At 44.4% G+C, this 21,224-nt stretch carries 16 protein-coding genes; 7 read left to right on the top strand and 9 right to left on the bottom strand.

Features of this window, described 5'->3' with window-relative positions; genetic code table 11:
* Positions 1–42: 42 nt before the first annotated feature.
* The 3 genes from V202x_RS25950 (at position 43) to V202x_RS25940 (ending at position 3,808) form a co-directional block, all read left to right on the top strand.
* Positions 43–1,380 carry a DUF58 domain-containing protein gene (locus V202x_RS25950; protein WP_145179772.1) on the top strand — a complete coding sequence of 446 codons (1,338 nt, stop codon included), beginning with the start codon at positions 43–45 and terminating at the stop codon, positions 1,378–1,380.
* Positions 1,377–3,395: a transglutaminase-like domain-containing protein gene (locus V202x_RS25945; RefSeq protein ID WP_145179770.1), complete on the top strand. Its 2,019-nt coding sequence runs from the start codon at positions 1,377–1,379 to the stop codon at positions 3,393–3,395. The genes V202x_RS25950 and V202x_RS25945 overlap by 4 nt, the downstream gene beginning before the upstream one ends.
* A 203-nt stretch (positions 3,396–3,598) precedes the next feature.
* Entirely contained in the window at positions 3,599–3,808 is a 210-nt protein-coding gene (locus V202x_RS25940) for a hypothetical protein (RefSeq protein ID WP_145179768.1), read from the top strand.
* Positions 3,809–3,864: 56 nt separating this feature from the next.
* Here the strand turns inward: V202x_RS25940 and V202x_RS25935 are convergent, their stop codons facing one another.
* Entirely contained in the window at positions 3,865–5,019 is a 1,155-nt protein-coding gene (locus V202x_RS25935; protein WP_145179766.1) for a metallophosphoesterase, read from the bottom strand.
* A gap of 342 nt (positions 5,020–5,361) precedes the next feature.
* On the opposite strand from V202x_RS25935, the gene V202x_RS25930 reads away from it, so the two are divergent.
* From V202x_RS25930 to V202x_RS25915, 4 genes are all read left to right on the top strand, one after another.
* The gene (locus tag V202x_RS25930; RefSeq protein WP_145179765.1) at positions 5,362–6,729 is read left to right on the top strand and encodes a tetratricopeptide repeat protein; all 1,368 of its coding nucleotides are present in this window, start codon (positions 5,362–5,364) and stop codon (positions 6,727–6,729) included.
* Between the two features lie 63 nt (positions 6,730–6,792).
* On the top strand, positions 6,793–8,577 hold the full coding sequence (locus V202x_RS25925; protein WP_145179763.1) for a CRTAC1 family protein: 1,785 nt from the start codon (positions 6,793–6,795) through the stop codon (positions 8,575–8,577).
* A 339-nt stretch (positions 8,578–8,916) separates the two neighbouring features.
* Complete coding sequence (locus V202x_RS25920) at positions 8,917–9,927, top strand: DUF1559 domain-containing protein (protein WP_145179761.1); 1,011 nt, start codon at positions 8,917–8,919, stop codon at positions 9,925–9,927.
* Positions 9,928–10,054: 127 nt separating this feature from the next.
* Complete coding sequence (locus V202x_RS25915; RefSeq protein ID WP_145179759.1) at positions 10,055–10,360, top strand: hypothetical protein; 306 nt, start codon at positions 10,055–10,057, stop codon at positions 10,358–10,360.
* A 169-nt stretch (positions 10,361–10,529) separates the two neighbouring features.
* Here V202x_RS25915 and V202x_RS25910 read toward each other — a convergent pair whose 3' ends face one another.
* The 8 genes from V202x_RS25910 to V202x_RS25875 form a co-directional block, all read right to left on the bottom strand.
* On the bottom strand, positions 10,530–11,813 hold the full coding sequence (locus tag V202x_RS25910) for a Gfo/Idh/MocA family protein (protein WP_145179757.1): 1,284 nt from the start codon (positions 11,811–11,813) through the stop codon (positions 10,530–10,532).
* A gap of 180 nt (positions 11,814–11,993) precedes the next feature.
* Positions 11,994–13,883, bottom strand: a complete 1,890-nt coding sequence (locus V202x_RS25905; protein WP_145179755.1) for a hypothetical protein — start codon at positions 13,881–13,883, stop codon at positions 11,994–11,996.
* A 60-nt stretch (positions 13,884–13,943) separates the two neighbouring features.
* Positions 13,944–14,933 (bottom strand): phosphoglycerate dehydrogenase, encoded by a 990-nt coding sequence (locus V202x_RS25900; RefSeq protein WP_145179753.1) that lies wholly within the window; start codon positions 14,931–14,933, stop codon positions 13,944–13,946.
* A gap of 124 nt (positions 14,934–15,057) precedes the next feature.
* The gene (locus tag V202x_RS25895; protein ID WP_145179751.1) at positions 15,058–16,248 is read right to left on the bottom strand and encodes a hypothetical protein; all 1,191 of its coding nucleotides are present in this window, start codon (positions 16,246–16,248) and stop codon (positions 15,058–15,060) included.
* Between the two features lie 91 nt (positions 16,249–16,339).
* Complete coding sequence (locus V202x_RS25890; protein WP_145179749.1) at positions 16,340–17,530, bottom strand: hypothetical protein; 1,191 nt, start codon at positions 17,528–17,530, stop codon at positions 16,340–16,342.
* Positions 17,531–17,605: 75 nt separating this feature from the next.
* A complete protein-coding gene (locus V202x_RS25885) occupies positions 17,606–18,475 on the bottom strand; it encodes a hypothetical protein (protein WP_145179747.1) in 870 nt (289 codons plus the stop codon).
* A gap of 141 nt (positions 18,476–18,616) precedes the next feature.
* On the bottom strand, positions 18,617–19,330 hold the full coding sequence (locus tag V202x_RS25880) for a DUF4190 domain-containing protein (protein ID WP_145179745.1): 714 nt from the start codon (positions 19,328–19,330) through the stop codon (positions 18,617–18,619).
* 523 nt (positions 19,331–19,853) lie between these two features.
* Positions 19,854–21,203, bottom strand: coding sequence for an ABC transporter permease (locus V202x_RS25875; protein WP_145179743.1), 1,350 nt, complete (start codon positions 21,201–21,203; stop codon positions 19,854–19,856).
* Positions 21,204–21,224 lie beyond the last annotated feature (21 nt).

The raw sequence follows: 21,224 nt of genomic DNA, 5'->3' as shown, positions 1-21,224 counted from the left end.
TATCATTTCAACTCATTAGATTAGAGAAGTGTTGAATCTAAAATGCATGTCTCGGAATACGATCCTTATTCACCCACGATCAGAAAGCAGGATTCGTTTACCAATCGTCTTCTCCTGGTACGAATGCACAAGCACTATTGGTACTACCGTGTAACTTATCCGGGAAAGTTGTTGTTATTCGGGTTTTTTCTGTCAGGGATCGGTACGGTTTCGGTCTCTGTGCCGATCTATAATCTTTTCAGTATCTTGATGGCGTTGATTCTCGTCGATGGCATTGTCTCGTGGATTTTCAGGCCTCAGTGTGAATTAACAGGAGATTTTCCTGCTCAGACAACAGCTGGCCAGCCTGCGGTGGGGCATTTTACCGTGACCAACCGGGGTTGGTTACCCGTTTACGATATGGCGGTTGCCTTTCGTTGGTTGGAGAAACCACTCTCACAACCTGATCGCGATGATACATTGAAATCTCTGCCGCGCGGAGAATCTGTGGACGTTACTGTCACTATTGATGCACCACAACGTGGGTTTTATGCACTACCCAAGCTGGGTGTGCATACCTTGTTTCCCTTTCATCTCAACCGATCTGGTAATGCAGCACTTCCCGGAAAATCATTATTGGTACTACCAGCCTTTCATAAGTTGAACAGTATCGATTTACCTGTCGGTAACAAGTTTCAGCCGGGGGGGATTGCTCTGACTTCCAATGTGGGAGAATCTCCCGAATATGTTGGGAATCGGGAATATGTTCCTGGCGAGCCAGCGCGCAGACTTGATTTTCGATCTTGGGCCCGACTTGGTAAACCTGTTGTACGAGAATTTCAGGAGGAGTATTACTGTCGCATAGCTCTGATCTTAGATACCTATATGCCTGCAGATGACAGGTTGACTCGAATGATAAAAGCCATCACTCAGCGTTATCAACCCAAAACGGAAGGTGCGCAACCCATGGATGTGCTGGAAGCAGGAATCAGTTTGACTGCTTCGATAGCAGATGTTCTCTCGCGGGGAGAGTACTTGATAGACCTCTTTGCTGCCGGACCGGAATTGTACGTATTTCGCGCAGGTCGGCATACGGCACATTTTGATAACGTCCTGGAAATCCTGTCATGTGTCGATCGTTGTCCACATGATCCATTCGATACGATCGGACCAGCCGTATTTGAGGAATTGTCCAATGTTTCGACCGCAGTTTGTATTTTCCTTGATTGGGACGAACAACGGGAAAAGATGGCACGGGCTGTATTAGATTCCGGTTCCAGCTTAAAAACGATCATCATTCATGATGGAGAGACTACGCTCCCTTATAATTCAGAGAAATTCGGCCCAGCTTTTCATTTCACACCCGATCAAATCGCGAAAGGGAAGGTGGATTCAATATGAATGCACAGCGTACAATTGCGTTCATTTTGATTAGTCTGGAGAGCGCCGCCTTTGGTGTTCTTTCAGAAACTTTCTTTTTTTCATTCAGCATTGTATTGCTGTCCGCATTATCGTATATGCCAATTTTACGGCACCCTTTTTCCAGTCGGCAGGTATTTTGGACTACCAGTATTTTGGCCATCATTTTCATGGTCAAATACATGATTTCGCAGCATGAATTTGGCTTAGATCAGCTCGCAATTCGAACTCCCCTGGCTTACGCAGCCGCACAGTTTGTAATGGCGGTGCAGCTACGTCAGCTCTTTGATAAACACTTTGTTCCTTTTCTGCCCAATTCCTTTCCTTTATTCGGTATCGTGGCGTTTATTCTGATTGGTGATATTCTTGTTTATGGTTCCAGGCATCTTCTATATCAGGTTCTGGTTTTTAGTTTCGTGTTGTTTTCCGGAGTGTTCTATCAGTTAGGGCATTCTGTGCGTAATCAGAAGAAAAAAGAGAAACATCCGTGGGGAATCTATTTCGTTCGCGCTAACTTTTTTGTCGTAATATGGCTGCTGGCGTGGTTGACCGCGACGGGATTGTACCGTTATGAGCGAGAACTGGATCAACTCTACTACCGTATCATTGAGCCGCGGACATCCGGAATCGCCTCCCGTGCCGGTTTCTCAACAATTTCCAAATTGGGTAGCCTCACCAAACAGTTTGACACCAGCGCGAATCAAATCAAATTACGTGTTAAATCGACTGATGAACCAGGCTATTTGCGTGGCCGGGCATTCGTGCAGTTTCTTAACTCAGAATGGCATTCAGAAATCGGTAACCACAATGCAGCAATTGTTGCGTTACCACCGGCGGGAGTCAAAACCGATGTTTTACAAGATGGCGACTGGTTTCAGATTGGAGAAGCGAAATCTTCTGATTGGATTGAATTCGAAATTTGGTCAGAGACATCGGGGCATATCTTTGCCCCCCTGAATACTCCACTGGTACATGCTGTGGCTGATAGCGTGCAATATGACAGTCAGGATATTCTGACATCGCGTAGTTTGAAATTTGGTTATCCTTATGCGATCTTTTTTCCGAGAAAATTGATCCCACGTCGACCTGAGCCAGAGCAGGCATTACAACGGCTCTTACAACTGCCTGATACTATTTCTCCCGAAGTCAAACAACTGGCCAAACGCATTTTTGCTGACTGTAAGACAACTGCTGAGAAGATCAATCGTGTTCAGGAATACTTTCAGGATCACTATCAATACGAGTTGGGAATTACGGTACCAGCAGGTGAAGATCCGCTGACCTATTTTCTCCTGAAAAAACCAAACGCCCATTGTGAATATTTCGCATCGGGAACCGCGCTATTACTCAGGTTGGCAGAAGTTCCCTGCCGCTATGTGACTGGTTATGTCGTACGCGAACGAAATGATTATGATCAATACTGGATCGCCCGCAACCGTCATGCACATGCCTGGGTAGAAGCATGGGATGAACAGCAGGGTTGGGTGACAGTAGAGTCCACACCTCCTGCCGGTCAACCAGACAAACGCGCTCCTGGCTCCTTCAGACAGTATTGGGAATCTTTTATTAGTCAATTTTCCCGTATCAAAACCGCCTTACAACAAGGGCAGTGGATTCTGGCTCTCTCAGAGGCACAATTACCTTTGGCTCTCATTGTTTGTGGAGTGCTACTCTGGTTTGGTTTGAGCTGGGGGATTCGGCACTATCGAAAGCGGATTCAAGAAAGGGCGACACTTCGCCAAAGGCCGGCTTATGTCCAGGAATTGCATACTCTGTTGGCACAAATGGATCGCTTATTAGGAAAACAAAATCTCGTCCGCAAGCCGGGAGAGACATTGATGCAGTTTTCCAGGCGAATTGAGAGTCAAAGTATGTCGGAATGGTACCAAACCTATGCTGGTAGTAGGTTCATGCCGGAAAGTATGGCGAGACAAGAACTTATTGTTCAATTGAAACAGCAGTTGCAGGAATTCGCCAAACGCACGTCTGCTCGATGATGTTTTTTCGGCAAATTTTGCCTGAGGAACAGGGCTTGGCAGGCAATCGAAGTCTGGCTAAAATCTGCCCCTCATCTCTCAACTCTCAAATGAAACACTTCCCATTTTGTATTAACAAATTAATTTAGACAGGCAACAAATGCGTATTTGCTGCTTGCGCGTCTATTTTCTGAGTACTCATATTGGAACGGGATTCTCTCTCAATGAAAACTCTCTCAAAAGCACTCATAATTGTGACCATACCTTGTATCTCCCTTGTGGCATCCGGGTGCGATTTGCTTCCGCATGCGATTCAGCCCAGCCAGTGGCATAAATTGAACCGTGGCCCGGCTCCTCGTGAAGATACACATTTTTCTGTTCCCGATTATATTCCGGAACTACAACAGAAAACACAATCTGAGCAAGACCACTAGTCGGACAAAGCACATTCCGCAGGCTTATTAAAGAAAGTCCGCCACAGGCTGCGCGCTTATGGTGTTGTTTGTTTACGTACCGGTTTGGCAAAGCTCTGGCGATCCAAGACTTCATTTCCCAAGCTCTTTATCTCAACTTTCATCTCGCCTGAGCTTCGATCACAAGTCAGCAATAAATAAGAATCTTTGCCAGCCAGGAACTTCGAATGCGGATCTGAATATTGTTTTCCTTTTCCACTCAGTGATGTGTTGTAATAAGTCAACCCATCCAGTTCTGCTCGTTCGGCAAAATGACCGAAGCCGGTTACACAAATGGTTCCTCGCTGAAACAGTTGGTGCCATTCTCCCTGGAGTTGATTGCGGATGCTGGCGTTACGCTCGTTGTAAAGTGTGACAAGATGCCCCGGTACATTTTTGGTAATCGATTGATACCACTGGTACTGTTGAGAATCGCGCCCGAAGGCATGACAGGTTTGCCAGTTATTGCCAAAATCGGAAATGTGATTGAAGTCCAGACCAATGAATCGCACACCAAACTCTGGTATCTCAAAGTGCCATTTCCATTCTTCATCGGGAAGTTCAAAAAAGCGGCAAAAGGCAGTGGCATCCACATCATAGACCGCATGTGCAGGAGGCTTACTACCACGGGGATGAATTTGACGATCATGATTTCCCAGAATCGGCATGAAGGGTGTGGATCGAAATAATTCAGGATAGGCGTCAATCAAATTGACATAGGGTGTAATGCAGTTACGTTTTCCAGGTCCACATTTCTGCCAGAGATTGTTTATATTATCTCCCGCAGTCAACAAAAGATGGACATCGTCTTTGATCAAACTGGATAAATCAGGTTGAGATTGCCAGTCTGCTATGATGGCGACACGGAGAATCTCGGTGGGATATGCTTTAAATTTTGCAGCGGCAGACCGTTGGTTTCCTGTTTGAACTGAGTAGTGATAGATTCGATCTCGATGATTCAAAGGAATTTCCACATGATGCAGCTTTGTTGATTCGTTGACTTGTGCACGTTCCATTGTTTCTGGAGAGATTCCATACATTACAACCGAATCACCAGGCTCATTTGTTAACCAGTTCACAACAATTTTATTCGGTTGATTCGTTTTGTGCGTCAGCCAAATACGCTCAATCTCTGCTGCAGCTACCATGGAAGTAAAAAGATGAATACAAGTGAAGAAAACGAGAGATTTCATGAACACTTTCTTGATTGAAAATCGACTTAAAAAACAATTTCGATTCTGATTTGCATTGAACCTTTTAGGTACTGCCATCAGTCTTACCAGTTTCTAAATGACAATACCATCAAAAGAGCCACTCTTAATAATATTTAAAAATACAGCATGATCCTGTGAATTTTTGGCCAACATCGTTCAAGTCGTATTCGTAGTACAGGTTAATCACTATTAACTAATGATAAATCAGTAATTTTATGATTGATTTCTTCATTTGGACAGGAAAAGTACAGATTAGACACCTAAAATTACGTTCTACGGAAGCAGCAGTATTATTCATGATATGATATTTCTGGTGATCGATTGGCAACCAATATTAGCGACTCAAAAGATAAAAAAGCCCTCTCTAGTGCGCGAAATAAAATCGTTCTCTCAGTCATCATTTTTTTCGTTGTCTTATTGAGTTCTTTTGTCTGGGGGCGGGGACTGTGGCTTGATTTCTTTCACCACCGTGCAGAGCTCTGTTTGCAAGATCGGAATCCAGACAGTGCACAGCAATGGCTATCTTATGCACAAGCTCTGAATGCGAAGAATCCAAGGACCAGAATACTGCTCGCACGCTCATACAGAAAATCACACGATGTCGAACAAGCATATCAAGAATTAAAAAACTATTATCAACTGGCTGGATCCAGTGAGGAGTATCTTCAGGAGCAATGGTTGTTAAAAGCACAGATTGGAGATAACGCTGACTTACGCATTCACTTGAGTGAACTTCTCATTAAACCGCAGGGGGATATTCAGGATATTTGTGAGACATACGTAAATAGTTGCATTCTCAACTACCAGTTTGATGATGCACTAAAAATTTTGGATCTTTGGGAAGCCGACTTTCCAGAAGATCCGCTTCCCAATTTTATGCGTGGGAAAATCTTCGAACATAACCGTGCATTGCAGGAAGCAGTAGAAGAGTTTCAAAAAACACTCAGTAAAGATGCCAGATATGCACCAGCGGCATACAGTTTGGCTCGGATTCAGTTAACTCGTAAAAAAACTGAAGCTGCAATGAAGTACTATCAAATAACACTGGATAACACAGAACATCAGGCACCCGCCAAAGTAGGATTGGCGCGTTGCTTACGATTATTAAACAGGAATCAGGAAGCGAAAAATATTCTGACAGAGGTGATCTCAAAAGATCCCGAAGAATTGCAAAAAGACTATCAGGAAATGGGGGATCATAAATCTTCAGCTTACTCTTCAGCACATCTTGAAATGGGAAATCTGGAACTTGCTGAAAAGAATTATGAAGCTGCTTTAAAATGGCTGGAGCCTGCAGCGAAGGCCAATCCCAGAGATCTGGGAGCAAAAAATTCTTTAGTGATTGCTTACAGCCGCTTAGGAAGGAAACAGGAAGCAAAGAAATTAAGTCTGTTGATCAAAGAAACGAATGATGCTCTGGAAGAGATTCAGAAATTGTTGGATCAATTGCTGCAGGAGCCCAATAATGTGGAACTGCGGTTTCAAATTGGAAAAGCTTACTTGAAATATGTTTCCGAACTACAGGGTGTCGTTTGGCTTAATAGTGTTGTACGTTATCAGCCTAATCACCGGGGCGCTCACTCTGAATTAGCCAGGTATTACGAACAAAATCTTTCGCGTGGCGAAAGCTTTCAACGTTTGGCGAAGCTGCATCGTGAGAAAGCAGATGCGATAAAAAAGAATCTCTGAAAGGGCACCTGCCAGGACTCCAGTCTTGTCTGGCCAGAAATAGAAGTCTACCTGGAAACAAACATGATCAAATCAAATGGTTATTTAAGGGGTTTCACCGAGCAGTATTCGTGTTTCAATCGACGAGTAGTCCTGGCATTCTTGGCATCTGGTTTATGCGTTTTGTTAGTCGGGTGTAATTCTGAGACAGTCATGGATGAGCGTCCACAAACGGTGGACATCAAAAATCAGGCACAACAGAAACATTCTGAATCGAGAATTCAGCCCGAATTCATCAATGTTTGGCCTGAGCAGAATTTAGAGTTCACTTACCGTAACGGTCGGGAAGCGGGAGAACTGGCAATTCTCGAAACGCTTGGAGGGGGTACGGCAATTTTCGACTATGATCGGGATGGACTTCTCGATCTCTTTTATACTGGTGGTGGTACATTTGAGAACAAAACTGTCAAAGGTTATCCCTCTATTTTGTTACGACATACTGGGGAGTTTCGTTTTTTTGACATAACAAAGAAAGCGAGCATGGACCTTGAAGCATTTTATAGTAATGGATGTGCCGTCGGCGATTATGACAATGATGGTTTTCAGGATTTGCTTGTGACTGGTTATGGAGGTTCAATTTTCTGGAAGAACTTAGGCGATGGCACGTTTGAAGAAATTTCTATCGCTGCTGGCTTGCGAGACTGTTTCTGGGGATCCAGCGCTGGTTGGGGAGACCTTAATGGAGATGGCTTGTTGGATCTTTACCTCACTCAATATGCTGACTGGTCATTTCAAAATCATCCAGAGTGTGATCTGACGCCTGGTGTTGCTGATGTTTGCTCTCCTCACTCCTTCACAGGAGTCAAAGATCTTGTTTTTTTTAATCGAGGCGATGGCACTTTTTATGATGCCAGCGAACAAGTAAGTTTACTGCCAAAAGGTAAAGGGCTTGGTGTAATTCTGGCAGATTTAGACCATGACACCGATTTGGATATCTATGTTTGTAACGATACGGTCGAGAATTTTTTGTATCTGAATAACGGTCAAGGGAAATTTGAGGAGGTTGGTTTCATTAATGGTGCTGCCGTTGATGATCTGGGAACGCCCAATGGAAGTATGGGCGTTGACATCATGGATTATAATCAAGACGGCTTGACTGACTTATGGGTTGCCAACTATGAGAAAGAAGCCTTCGCTTTATACCGCAATGATGGCGATGCCCAATTTTTACACGTCAGTAATGATACTGGAGTGACTTCGATAGGAGATTTATTTGTGGGTTTTGGGACAGCGTGTGCCGATTTTGATTGGGATGGAGACGAAGACCTGATTGTGGCAAATGGGCATGTCGCGTATTTTTCTACGAATTCTCCGTTTCGACAAAAGCCTCTTTATCTGGAAAACCAAAACGGACGTTTTGCTCAGATTGAATATGACGATTCTTCTTATTTGGGACAGTCCCATACTGGTCGCGGATTAGCTTTGGCAGACTTTAATAACGATGGCAATCTTGATGTGTCTATCTCAAATTTCAGTGACCCTCCAGCAATCCTTAAAAATACGACCAAAACAAAAGGCCAGTGGGTTTCCGTACGTTTCATTGGAAGAGGAAGTAATCGCGATGCAATTGGCACACGTGCGGTGCTACATACAAGTCAAGGGAACCTGATACGACAGATCAAAGGAGGTGGTAGTTATCTCTCTTCCAGCGATTTTTGTCTGCATTGGGGAGTAGGCGAAAAAGTAACTCTCAATGGCATAAGCATTTATTGGCCTTCAGGTGTTCAGCAGAAATGGAATTCACTTAAAGTTAACGCTACAAACCTTATTCTGGAACCTGACTCAAAAAATGATCTTTTCAAACAATAAGAAGCTGTTTGAATCCAGTGCAAACGCTCACTTCATATGCCTCTATCGATATACACGTCTACAAGACTAATTAAATGTAAGTTATTAAAATTAAGGTACTTAAATAAGTGTAATTACTTAAATAAAGAGTGTTTTATCATGATTTTGATAGATGAAAACATTGTTTTTTCTTTAAGAAATCATAAAATTGTATGCTTAGTATGAATAACCATAAAATTACTGTCTATTGCCAAGTCATCCTCTTATTTCCACCCTCAACAGATAGTATCGTTTTCTACTAAGTCAGTAGTTTAACGTGTCCTTTTTACCTTATTTAAATTACTTATCAGGAGAGTCTCGATGCATCTTTTACGCAGGAGAAGAGCCTTTACGCTCATTGAATTGCTTGTTGTGATTGCCATCATTGCGATTTTAATTGCACTACTATTACCTGCAGTGCAGCAGGCGAGAGAGGCAGCGCGCCGATCAACGTGTAAAAATAACCTTAAGCAGTTTGGTTTAGCTTTGCACAACTACCATGAAACTCATCGTTGTTTTGGCCAGTTGGTACTTCCTGGTCAAAGAAGTGGGGTGACTACACCTTGGGTTGGCTTTAGTACCCAGACAATGTTGCTACCATTCATGGATCAGGCCAGTATCTATAATTCTATGGATTTTAATTTTCACTGCGATGAGTCTCCTAACACCGATCAAGTAATTAGAGCTGCTGGGATTGAAGTTTTTCGGTGTCCTTCCGATCCGCGATATCAAATCTATTCGGAAGGTCATTTGAATTACTATATGTCGGCCGGTCCTTGCATGGGATTTAACCCGGACCGCCAATTTCAGTTAGGGTTTTCCCGTTATCAGCTTGTTACCCGAGTTTCTGATATTCTGGATGGAACATCAAATGTAGTTGCTATGGCGGAACGCATTATGGGATCGGCTAATTCAAGTGCTTTTGATCGTAATGGTGATGTACGCCGGAATGTAACGTTCACTTCTCCTACATCTCCTTTCAGAAATACAACATTTCCCTCAAAAGCACTGCTGGATGCACATGGGACAGCGTGTGCTGGAGCAGGTGCTTTCTATTCTCATCGTGGATCGCGTTGGATGCGGGGTGATGAAACCTGGTTCAACACCTGGAATACTCCCAACTCACCTAATGATGACTGTAGCACTGGTAACGGAGGTCATGCAGGAGGTGATGCACCAGCAACTCAGGCAGCACGAAGCCGTCACACCGGAGGTGCTCATGCTTTGATGGCCGATGGTTCTGTGCACTTTGTATCAGAAAATATTGATCTGCTGAAATGGCAGCAATTAGGAGCGATTGCCGATGGTGCCGCTGTTAGCATCAGCGAGTAAGCCACCGATTGTTTAACGGCATTCATCAATCAGCTCGGTAATTTCTGTTTTTTGCCGAGCTGTTTTTCTTCTCAAGATAAAAATTTAAAAAGTAAAAAATTATTTACGAACAAAAGAAAGGCTACCAATGAATAAACTGGGTTTATTCTGTCTGTCATTTAGTATTTTATTTACAGGCTGTGGAGGAGGAGGTACTGTTGATGTAGCGCCTGCCAATCAGGAAACACCGCCCGTTCAGGACTTATCGGCCATTAAAGCAACATTAAATAGCATCGCAGAATCCGGGGTAGTCGACAGTGGTTTCTTTGGAATTCCGGAAAGTCTGGAACAAGCGGGTAAACCAAAATTGGCTGAAGAAGCAAAAAAAATGGAGTCATTGAAGAGCAAAAAACAAATTCAGGCTGCAGCCAAGAAAATCGCTGATCAACTTTAATTCTATAGCCTTAAATATTTATCATATTTGTAGTATTTTTTAATCACCTTCAACATATTACTGTCGGATGTGTTTATAGCGAATTTCTTGATTTGGCATCTAAAAAAGGGAGCCGGCAAATACCGGCTCCCTTTTTTGCTATTTCTCGTTCCTCAGAAGCTAAACCGCATCAGACTTTGGGTTCCCAGCCTGGTTCGTAGTCTCGCGTCCATAGTGCCATGGCGGCTTTATCGTTTTGAATATGACCATTCGAAGGATCACAGGTCATTGTGCGACCTGTGCGATGTGCAATGTTTCCAATATGGCATAACAACGTGCTTTTATGACCGATCTCAATTTCGGCATTCAGGCTGAGTGGTTCATTGTTACGTATGGCATCAATGAAGTTTTGAGCATGCTCGGACATGCCTTGCCCACCGCCTACTTTTTCAACTTCTTTATCTTTGGCATCTAATACTCTGTAGCCGCCTGAGCCGCCAATAATCAATGTTCCTTTACTACCGAAGAAAGTGACAAATTCATTCTTGTGACGATTGCAGCTAGTTCCCTGCCAGGTAATCTGTTTCCCTCCGTCAAACTCGTAAGCGACGACGTGTGTGTCTGGCGTTTGTTGATCATCGTTGTAGGCGTATCGACCGCCACTCGAAACAACACGTGTAGGATAATCTACATCCAGTCCCCAACGACAAACATCCAGGGAATGCACGCCATTATTACCCAGTTCACCGTTGCCATAATTCCAGAACCAGTGCCAATTATAGTGTACGACGTTATCCATATATTTTTGGCGAGGGGCTGGTCCCTGCCAGAGATCGTAATTCAAATAACCGGGGACAGAAGCAGGTTTACCGGTGCCAATTGAACCACGGGCACTTTGGTAGAAAGCGCGTGCGAGGTATACATCGCCAATAACCCCCTCTTTGACTTTTTGAATCCCTTCCATAATCGATTCACTACTACGTCGCTGGCTTCCCATCTGGACCGCACGTTTGTTTTTGCGAGCGGCTTCAACCATCATTTCACCTTCTTTAGGATTATGACTGCAAGGTTTTTCAACGTAAACGTGCTTGCCTGCTGAGCAGCCTAGAATAGTCGCTGGTGAATGCCAGTGGTTGGGAGCTGCAACGATCAGGGCATCAACCGCTTTGTCATCCAGAATTTTACGGAAGTCTGCGATTGGCTCGGGTGCTTTTTGGGTCGCTTTCTCAACAGTCTTGGCTGCGTTAGCCGCTCGGTTATCGTCAGTATCGCAAACATACTTGATTTCGACGCCGTCCAGAGCACCAAATGTTTTCGCCAAAGCGAGTCCACGTTGCATACCCATGATACCGATAGTGACTTTTTTGCTAGGGGCTTTATTCGCGGCTGAAAGAAGTGCTGGGGCAGCGAAACTCGCAGCAGAGGCTGCTGCAGTTTGACCTAGAAAAGTACGACGGTTGACAGAATCAGTCATCTTTGGTTCTCCATAGCAGGGGAGTTAAAGCGAGGCAGGATTAAGCATAAAACAAACTTTGTATTTTATACGCTTCTCAAAGTGATTAACACGGAAAAAATAAGCAATGTGGCAATTTGTTAAAAAAACTAATAATGTGGTACGGGTCAACCATGAATAACAGATTCTGTATGCACCAAATCACGCCTTTCGAATATAGTGGGCTGCGTAACTTCTTATTTCCTGGCCATTAAGGACATGGAACATTCTGAGTTGCTGGATGGTTTCCTGACTGAATCGTCCCAGTGGGACATGAATCAATTTTTTCTGATAACGTTTTGCTAAGCGTCGCCAGCCAATCCCGGGAGGCGCCTCACTCAGCAGGGCGATATGTGATTCTTCACTATAATGGCAGGCAGCAACCAGCAGACGCTCTTCGAGTGTATCCACAAAATCAAACTGGAGGTCATTCCAGATATCACTGACAGGCCGGGGAGGGAACAGGAAGAGTGCTCCGCCGTAAGTTGCCATACCAATTCCAGGTCCTACCATTTCTTTACGGTGGTCGGTCGCAAAAAATGCCAGTGTCGATTCATCCTGGTGTTCAGCATGCCAGGTAAGTCGATAGGGATAGTCTCGGGGATCTGCGGGTGAGTCGAAGAGCATGATCACACAATCAAGCCGACCTCGACTCGGAGGAAGCACTTTGACATGGATCTCACCGGTATGCCAGTTCCTTAGCGTTTCGCGGAGATCAAGTCCATCTTTCATGCTTGTTGTAAACTTTTCGGTTCGTGCCAGATCCACTCCCAGAAGAGAAAGTGCATGATCTTTGACACTGGTACGAAACTTTTCTATGGCGACGTCTTCCGGTGGCCAACTGCATTGTTTAAATGGATCCCACCTCATCTCCCATTCATCCTGTTTTGGCTTAGGAGGTTTTGGGGTCAGTTCACAATTTCTCCAGGAAATAGGGTTACCCGGTAAGCGGTTACTCAACTCAAACATTGTGCCATTGGGGAGTTGAGCTTGTTCAATTCCAAAGCTGATTTTATCGAATGGCAGCAAATGCACGAATGGGTATTCTCGCGCTGTTTCTGCAATTTGAATGGCAAATTGATCGCCGGCGACTTGTTGGGCTGCTTTGACCAGCGTATATAGGTCGGGTGTCATACGTCGTTCGATAAGTGATAGATTGCGTATATAACGAAAATAGACGGAAAGGACTTTCGGGGTGATTTTTCTGCCGCGTGATTTCAATTCCAGTCGATAACGATCTCGAGCAGTCAATGCCAGTTCCTTGATGCCATCGACTGACAGATTCTCATCATCATTCAGTTCGGAGCGGGCTGCTTCATACAGACCTGTAATATAGGGGAGCTCACCAAGTAAAAATAAAAGGGTTTCAGAATCTGCAGTGTAAATATTCGTTTCGTTGACTTCTTCGTCTTCGACCTCCAGTGGCATTTGTTCGATGTAGGCATCGTGAATCCAGGGCCAATCCAGAAGTGAGCAGACCAGCAGAATCGATTTATATTTCTTCTCCAATTCGCGCAAACGATGCGCCATCATCTTACAGCGATCCAGAGGCTGTCCTTCAGGTAATTTATTCAGGGCTGGCAATACTGCCGCGGAAAATTTTTCAAGAGGCACTTTCTTCAATGCATAGGGATCAGGTAATGAAGCAGAAATACTTTCAAAGCGTTGTGTTTCCAGATCGATAAAATGGCGATCAATGTGTTCCATCATCGCAAGCCTGAGGGCGGCAATCACTCCCTGACAGGGATCGATGGGAACATAGCTGCAGACACGCTGAATATCGTCTTCCTCTTCCTCGTCATCTTCTTCCCAGGGAGCAGAACCGGAGATGGGAGGTTCTTCTTGCAAGACAGCGGTGATACTTGGCAAAAACGAGATACCTCGTTCGACGTTGGCTTGAAATGAGGGGGGCAATGGAACGGCCAGACAATCAAACTCGTTGTTCAACATGACACGGCGTACTTCAATGGCGTAATCGCCACTACCATGGATCAGTGGTAAAACTGAAATACGGGGACTGATTTTGAGAAAACTGGAATGAAGTGATGTCATTATGAATGTGTCCAGTTTCTTGCTACTGAAGATATCAATATGCGTAGTTTGACAATAAAGTTACTTTGGCCATTGCCAGCCGGTTGTATTTTTCAGATTCACAACGCACTCCTGAGGCCAATCTCCCTGATATAATTTTACAATGTTCTGAGCTGCCATGGCATACGCATCACGGTGAGATTCCTTGTCCAGACCGCCGATATGACAACTCAATAACACATTTTCTAAGTTTATCAGCGGACTTTCAACGGGCAAAGGTTCTTTTTTGAAAACATCCAGACCAGCGGCACGTAAGTGACCAGACTGAAGAGCTTCAATCAAGGCCTCCTCGTCAACGAGCCCCCCGCGCGCCGTATTGATCAAAACAGAACCGGATTTCATTTTTGCCAGGGTCTCTTTATTAATGATGTCGATAGTCTCTGATGTTACAGGCAGGTGTAACGTGACGTAATCTGACTGTTTCAGTAATTCATCGAGATCAACGAGTTTGATCTGATGTTCGGCCACAAATGATTGATTAGGAAAGGGGTCATAAGCGAGAACCTGCATTCCCATTCCAATCGCACGAGTTGCGACTGCCTGACCGATACGCCCCAGCCCCACAATGCCAATGGTACTTCCCCAGACACGGGGTGTAAGAGCTCGTTCCCACTTTCCACTACGAACAGCACGGTCTTGTGAGCGAGTCAAGCGTGCTACTCCCATTAATAGAGCAAAAGCTTGTTCTGCGACCGAATGATGGTTCACACCGGGTGTAATTGTGACGGCAATTCCCAGGTCATCTGCGGCTTGTAAATCGACGGCATCAAAGCCAACCCCATAACGTGAGATCACTTTTAAGTCCGGAAGTTGTTCCAGGACTTCTCTAGAATAGATCTCCGCGCCGGCAAGGATGGCATCGAAGCCCTCTACTTGTTCGACGACTCTATCTGGTTCTTTTCGTAAATCAACCTCGGCGGGGACAGTGGCTACTTCAAATCCACCGTCTTGAAGAATTTCAAAATGGGGTCCAAATTCACACATTTTCGCAGTACAAATTGTACGAGGCATGATCAAATATTTCTAAAGAGATAGAGTTAAAATAAGAAATTACCGGTACTGCTACTCTAGCGAAATGCTCGATTGACTGACACTGTTCGCAGGGCAAAAAAACGAAATGCGTTCTAATCCTTACTTATCGAACGATGAATAAGCGTTCTGCGCTTTTAACTGTTTTCGGATCTTTTTCACGCAGTTTTTTAAGCAACTGCTTTGCTTTTCCCGCAGTATTGGGATCGGCACCAATTCCTTTTTTGTTTCTGCCTTTAGAGGCGACCAAAAGATATCTTATAATAGCGCGTTTGATCGAAGAGTTATTATAGTCTTCTGTTTGATACATTTGCATTAGACGATCCAGTACGCTCCAATCATTCCAGCGTGCAAGATCCGCGATTACCAGATCGGTTAACTCAGGTCGATCCAGCAGCAATCTCATTGACTTTCGCAATCGTTCTTTGCTGATCCGTTCATTTCCATAAGCCCACATAAAATACAACGCTTGTATCGCGGCTTTTGTTTCAGAGTAAGGAACTGTTTCGGAAACGAATTTAGTTTGTTCAATTTTGTTTAAACCATCTGCACCGGTCTGTAGCAGGTATCCTGAGATCAGGCCATCAATGCCAAATCGAACTTTTTTAACGGGTTCATTGATCTTCGATTCCATAAATGCAATATCTGATTCCTGTCCACACAGCCCCAGTAACAAGCCATACAACCCCAATCGGACTACAGGGGTATCAGGACTCACAATCCATGTTCGAATTTTTTTTCGCGGCAGCTCTTTGGCGAGAGGAGTGATCTTTTCATAGGGAGCATTTGCAAATTCAGCAAAGGCATCATTGGCGATCATCGGATCTGAGTGTTCCAGAAACTTCAGGAAATACCGCAGGCGTTTGGATGTTTGTTCTTTTGCGGGAGGAGCTTGAGAAATGTATTGAAAACAGGTTTCAGTAATTGGAATCAGGTTTTTCCAATTCATACTGGTCTCGTTGGTTCCCAGTAATAAAAACAACTGACTTCTTTTCCCGGAGCGATGCCGATTGATGATGATCTGACCGCCAACATCCAAATGGTCCTTGTCGGACTTACGAATAACTTTTTTGATTTCAAAAAGCGTATTACCAGATTTTTCCAGTGTCCCTTTTTTTGTTTCAATCCATTTCGCGAGAACAGTTATTTCAGATTCAGAGAGTTGCTCAGTCAATGTTCGCGAGGGGCCAGAGCAGAAAGGGCATGCATGAAGCACAATTGCATTTGAAAAGATGAGTAGTGCACTCAGCAGTCCTATATCAATGCGAACTTTCATGTGTTGTTTTCGTCCAGTCATTCCAGATCCTTCTGGTGATTGAGACAAGTTTTGTGACCGTTAGTCCCTCACGCGGCTCCAAAAAATCCAGATGTCAAAATGTCTGTGTTTCTTATTTGAAGAAAAAGAAGCGTTCTGCACTTTTAACTGTTTTGGGGTCTTCTTTACGTAATTTGTCAAGCAGCAACTTTGCTTTTTCCGCCGTTGCCGGGTCTGCACCGCCTCCTTTTTTGTTCTTGCCTTTGGAAGCGACCAGCAGATAACGCACAATGGCACGCTTGATAGAAGGGATGTCATAATCTCCCGTACCATACATTTTCATCAAGCGATCCAGGACGCTCCAGTCATCCCAGCGTGCGAGATCAGCCACAACGAGATCGGTTAACTCAGGACGATCCAGTAATAATCGCATTGATTTGCGCAAGCGATCTTTGCTGATGCGGCCATCCGCGTAAGTCCACATGAAACGTAGTGCCTGCATGGCGGCGTAAGTTTCGCTGAAGGCAACTTTCTTGGGGATAAACTTGGTTTCATCAATTTTGTCCAAACCATCTGCACCAGTCAGTAGGAGATATCCAGAAATGACACCATCAATGCCCAGTCGAAACTCTTTGGTTGGTTCATTAATCTTCTTTTCCATAAAGGCGACGTCAGATTCCTGTCCACATAACCCCAGTAACAGACCATATAGCCCCAGGCGAGTCACGGGAGTATTGGAATCAACGACCCATTTCCGAATTTTTTCCCGTGGCATGTCTTTCGCAAGAGGAGTGATATCTTCATAAGGAGCATTGGCAAATTCTGCATACGCATCGTTTGCGACCATCTGATCAGGATATTCCAGGAACTTCAGGAAGTAACGCAAACGCTTGGATGTCTTTTCCTCAGGAGGAGGTGCTTGTGAGATGTAGTGGAAGCTCGTTTCTGTCACTTCAATCGGGTCCCCCCAATCAACGCTCGTGCCTTTGGTACCGAGCAGTAAAAACAAGTTTCCTTTTTTACCAGGACGATGACGATTGATAACGATCTTGTCGCCGACTTTCAGTTTGTCTTTGTCCGACTGTTTGACAATTTCTTTAATTTCAAACACCGTCTTACCGGCTTTTTCTAACGTGCCTTTTTCCGCCTCTGTCCATTGTGCAAGTACTGCGACATCAGATTGCGAGAGCTGCTCGGTTAAGGTTAGTGATGGGGCAGAACAGAAAGGGCAGGCTACCGAGGAGTTTGACTGTGAAATCACAATCAGACTGCAGAGGAGTCCCATAAAAAATCGGTTATTGATGTAGTGTTTGAGACGATTCATTGCCTGACCTCGTGGCGATTGAAATATGTTTCTTGAAATTGAATTTTTAATATGTTTCTAACAGTGATTCTATCATCATTTTTGATCGATAACGATGGCGTCGTCGATCATATAGATACGCTCTAGTTCATCATCGATGGATTCCGCTTTTATATGGAACGTGCCTACCACGTCAAAGGGGCGGTTCAGAATATAGTCGGTTGTCACACCGTCACGCATCACAACAGGAAATAAGTCATAAATTTTCGGGTTTTTCCCAAAACAACAGATCTGATTGTCACGGGCCAGCATGAAAAATTCATTTCCAGTTTGCTGAAAGGGAGGGTACATAAACCCTCGAATACGAATCCGTGCGCCATCCAGATTCTTTAACCATTGTGGCATTAATTCTGGTGCATTGGGAGTGACCGGTTCCATATTCAACACTTTCAACAAATCAATATCGTCATAGGAGACACGCAGAGCGTCTCCGGGTGATGTTTTTTGAAAAGTACGATTTTTGATGAGTAATTTGACTTCCCGCGGTTCGAGAGCAGCCAGCTCTTTTTTTTCCTGTTCTGTTAACGCACGATCTTTCGGATCCGGTTTGCGCGCGATAAGAGCCAGAGTTTTATCTTCCGAAGCTTTGGTTTCCGTTTTTGGGGCGATCTGTTTTGCGGTTGTCTTGGCCAGTGTTTTGTCTTCAGGGGTTTCCTTTGGATTGGCTACTTCTGTTGGAGATTTTGTTTCAGCATTTTGTGTTTGCTGACTGTCGACAGATGATTTTGAATCGACAATCTCAGTGGGGCTAGTATCCTGACTCTTTTGGTCAATCTGATCGCTGAACTGGCGATACTCTGTCGGCTCTGATGATGTACAGCCTGTTTCTAAAACAGAAAGACTACTCAGAATCAGAAAGGCCAAAAAAAATATTGTCAGCCGGGTGGGATAAAGGTGGGCCTGCACGTGATCAAACTCCTGATGATCGGGTGGTTGCACCAACTTCGTTACAAAGTTGATAATGGCTCAGACTGTCAATCAATCTGAGCCATTCGGTAAACAAGTTTTATAATAGTTCTTTCTCTCTGTTTCTCAAAGACACAATGATTAATAGGCGGTCCTTGCCTGTTCAAAATGTGTTCCCTTTAATTGATAAACGGGTCTCAGTTCACCTGCTTGTGTGGGGGCTTCGGCCTGAAATTCGCCAGCCACTGCTACCAGTCCAGCATAAAAATCAGCACGGTGATCGCCTTGCATTTCAACCAGGATCATATCTTTGGCATCAGGTTGTCCCCCAAAGCAGCACTGGCCATTGTCTTTCACGAGAATAAAGTTTTTCAGATTTTTAGTATCTCTGGTAGGGTACATGTAACCTTTGAGGAAGATCTTTTGTTTGTCCAGCTTCAGTACTTCCGGATCAACTCGCGTAACCCCGTCTTTCTGAATAAAATCTTTGGCGGAAATATCACTGGTAAAATTGAGTCGCTGAAAACCGTCTGGGACTTCATGCGCGTAAACATAAGACTGATAGGAAATTCCAGTGGCTAAGAAAAATGCGGAGAGCGCGACCCCTGCAATGGCCACTGTTTTACCTCCCAGTTCACCCGCAGCGCGTTTGATACTGAATAAGCTAATGAGAGAAACAATGATTCCGACGACGGCAATCCCCAGACCAATAATTCCAAACAATGCGATGAACGAGAGCAATCCTAATGCTAAACCAACAACGGCAGTAGGAGGCACAGGTTTGTACGAAAACTCGTTCTCGGTATCGACGGCGTCGTGCAAAAATTGATTGGATCCATCAAGAACTTGCGACATTTTGCAAGGCCTTTCAAAATTCAGCAAGAATGAAAATTAAGAAAAAACGAATATGATAGTTATAGAGTGTGACTACTCACTTACACTGAATGCGTTCAGAGATTCGAGGTGGTCCAACTCCTATTATTTAAATCATATCATGCTAAAAGGGGCAGATCACCCCTGAATTCCCATAGAAAACCACAGAAATCATGAGAGAGGAGTCAGAACCCCTATTAATTTCAAAGACCGGAATAATCACTCCATAGTTCTCTTCTCTAAGCAGCTTACATAATACTACTAATATAGTATATACGGAGAGAATTTCATTTCTGTTGATTATTTAACCAATCTTAAAGAATGCAAGGCATGTATCTGACAATCAGAATCATTCAAAAAATGAATCTGAAGAGATAGAAAGAGTATAAAACATTATTAAATAGACACTTATGAGCCTTGTCTTCAATACACTATCAGACAGATCCACTAGAAATTGCTGGAAGTGTTTTTTTGTATAATTATTCTTATGGTTTGGTCCATAAGCTTAGTCACTTAACGTACTGGCGACATCAGTTCGATATGCGGTCATAGCTGGGATAAATCCTACCAGTGAAGCTAGCACGACAAGGATCGGCAGCAGGATCAATTCGATTGAGCTGAATGCAAACGGGTTGATCAACAGTCCGCTACGTGCTTCGATGATGGGAGAGGCGATGAAGACGAGACCATGTCCAAGGATGATTCCTAAGATGCCTCCACCCAGACAGAGCAGCACGGATTCAGAAAGAATGATCGAAAAGACGGTAGTGCGCCCGGCACCCAGGGCGCGCATAATGGCGATTTCTCTTTTGCGATCCGACATCGAATTATAAATGCTGACGAAAATACTGACGCCGGAAACGACAATGATCAACGATGTCAAAATGATGAGCATCGTGCGCACATTGCCCACGATATTAGTCATCAGCCAGCTGATTTGCCGAATCGGATTGACGGCCATCGCTTGATTCGCCTCTTTGAGTTCAGACTGAAACTTGATTGTTGTAAATCCGCGTAATCGGTCCCCCTTCATTTGTACAAGAATCGCGGTGACTTCTTTCTGGGCATCGGGTACTTCATGTGCGTGGTTGTGTCCATGATCATGACCACTATGATCATGGGCTGCATTCTCTTTCATCAACCTTTTCAGTTTTTCTTCATCGAGCGTTTCTCCAAAAAAAGCGGCTTCCCGTTTGAGCGCTTCATCCAGAGGTTTTTCATGCCCGGAGACCTGATAAAAACCACGCAGGTTTACGAACACAGTACGATCATTGGGGGTTCCCGTTGGTGCCAGAATACCCACAATTTTAAATTTTTCATCATGGACGTGTCCACTTTCTGCGGAACCGTGAATCAGTTGGAATTCATCGCCCATCTTCCAGTTATTTTGTTTCGCAACCACAGAGCCAATCACGGCGTCCCAGGTTCCCGGTAGAAATTTTCCCTCTTTGTTAATGCGAAAATGGCGACCGGGAATGTATTCCAGCGCAAAGTAACGTGGAATGGTTCCCACGATGGGGAACGCACCTTTCTGTGTCACATCACCAATGGCAAAAGGAATGGCTTCCTCAATGCGTGGGTCTTTTTTCAATTCGGTGTAGTATCGATAAGGCAGATTTTCGATCGGTGCTCCGACGCGAAAGACGGTACTCAAGACCAATTGCAGTGGGCTGCCTTGCGCGCCAACAATCAAGTCATAGCCACTGGCAGTCTGATTAAACATACGGTCAATGACGTCATTGATGACCAGGACGGAGACCAAGAGTGTGACACCCAAAGCGACACTCAAAGCCGTTAACAGTGAGGAGACGCGACGTTGTTGGATACTTTTCCAGGCAATAGTGACAGTATTCATAGTGGGGAATTACTTCGTTCA

It is taken from the genome of Gimesia aquarii, from assembly GCF_007748175.1.
Taxonomy (GTDB): domain Bacteria; phylum Planctomycetota; class Planctomycetia; order Planctomycetales; family Planctomycetaceae; genus Gimesia; species Gimesia aquarii_A.
This window is presented reverse-complemented; position numbering and strand designations above follow the sequence as displayed.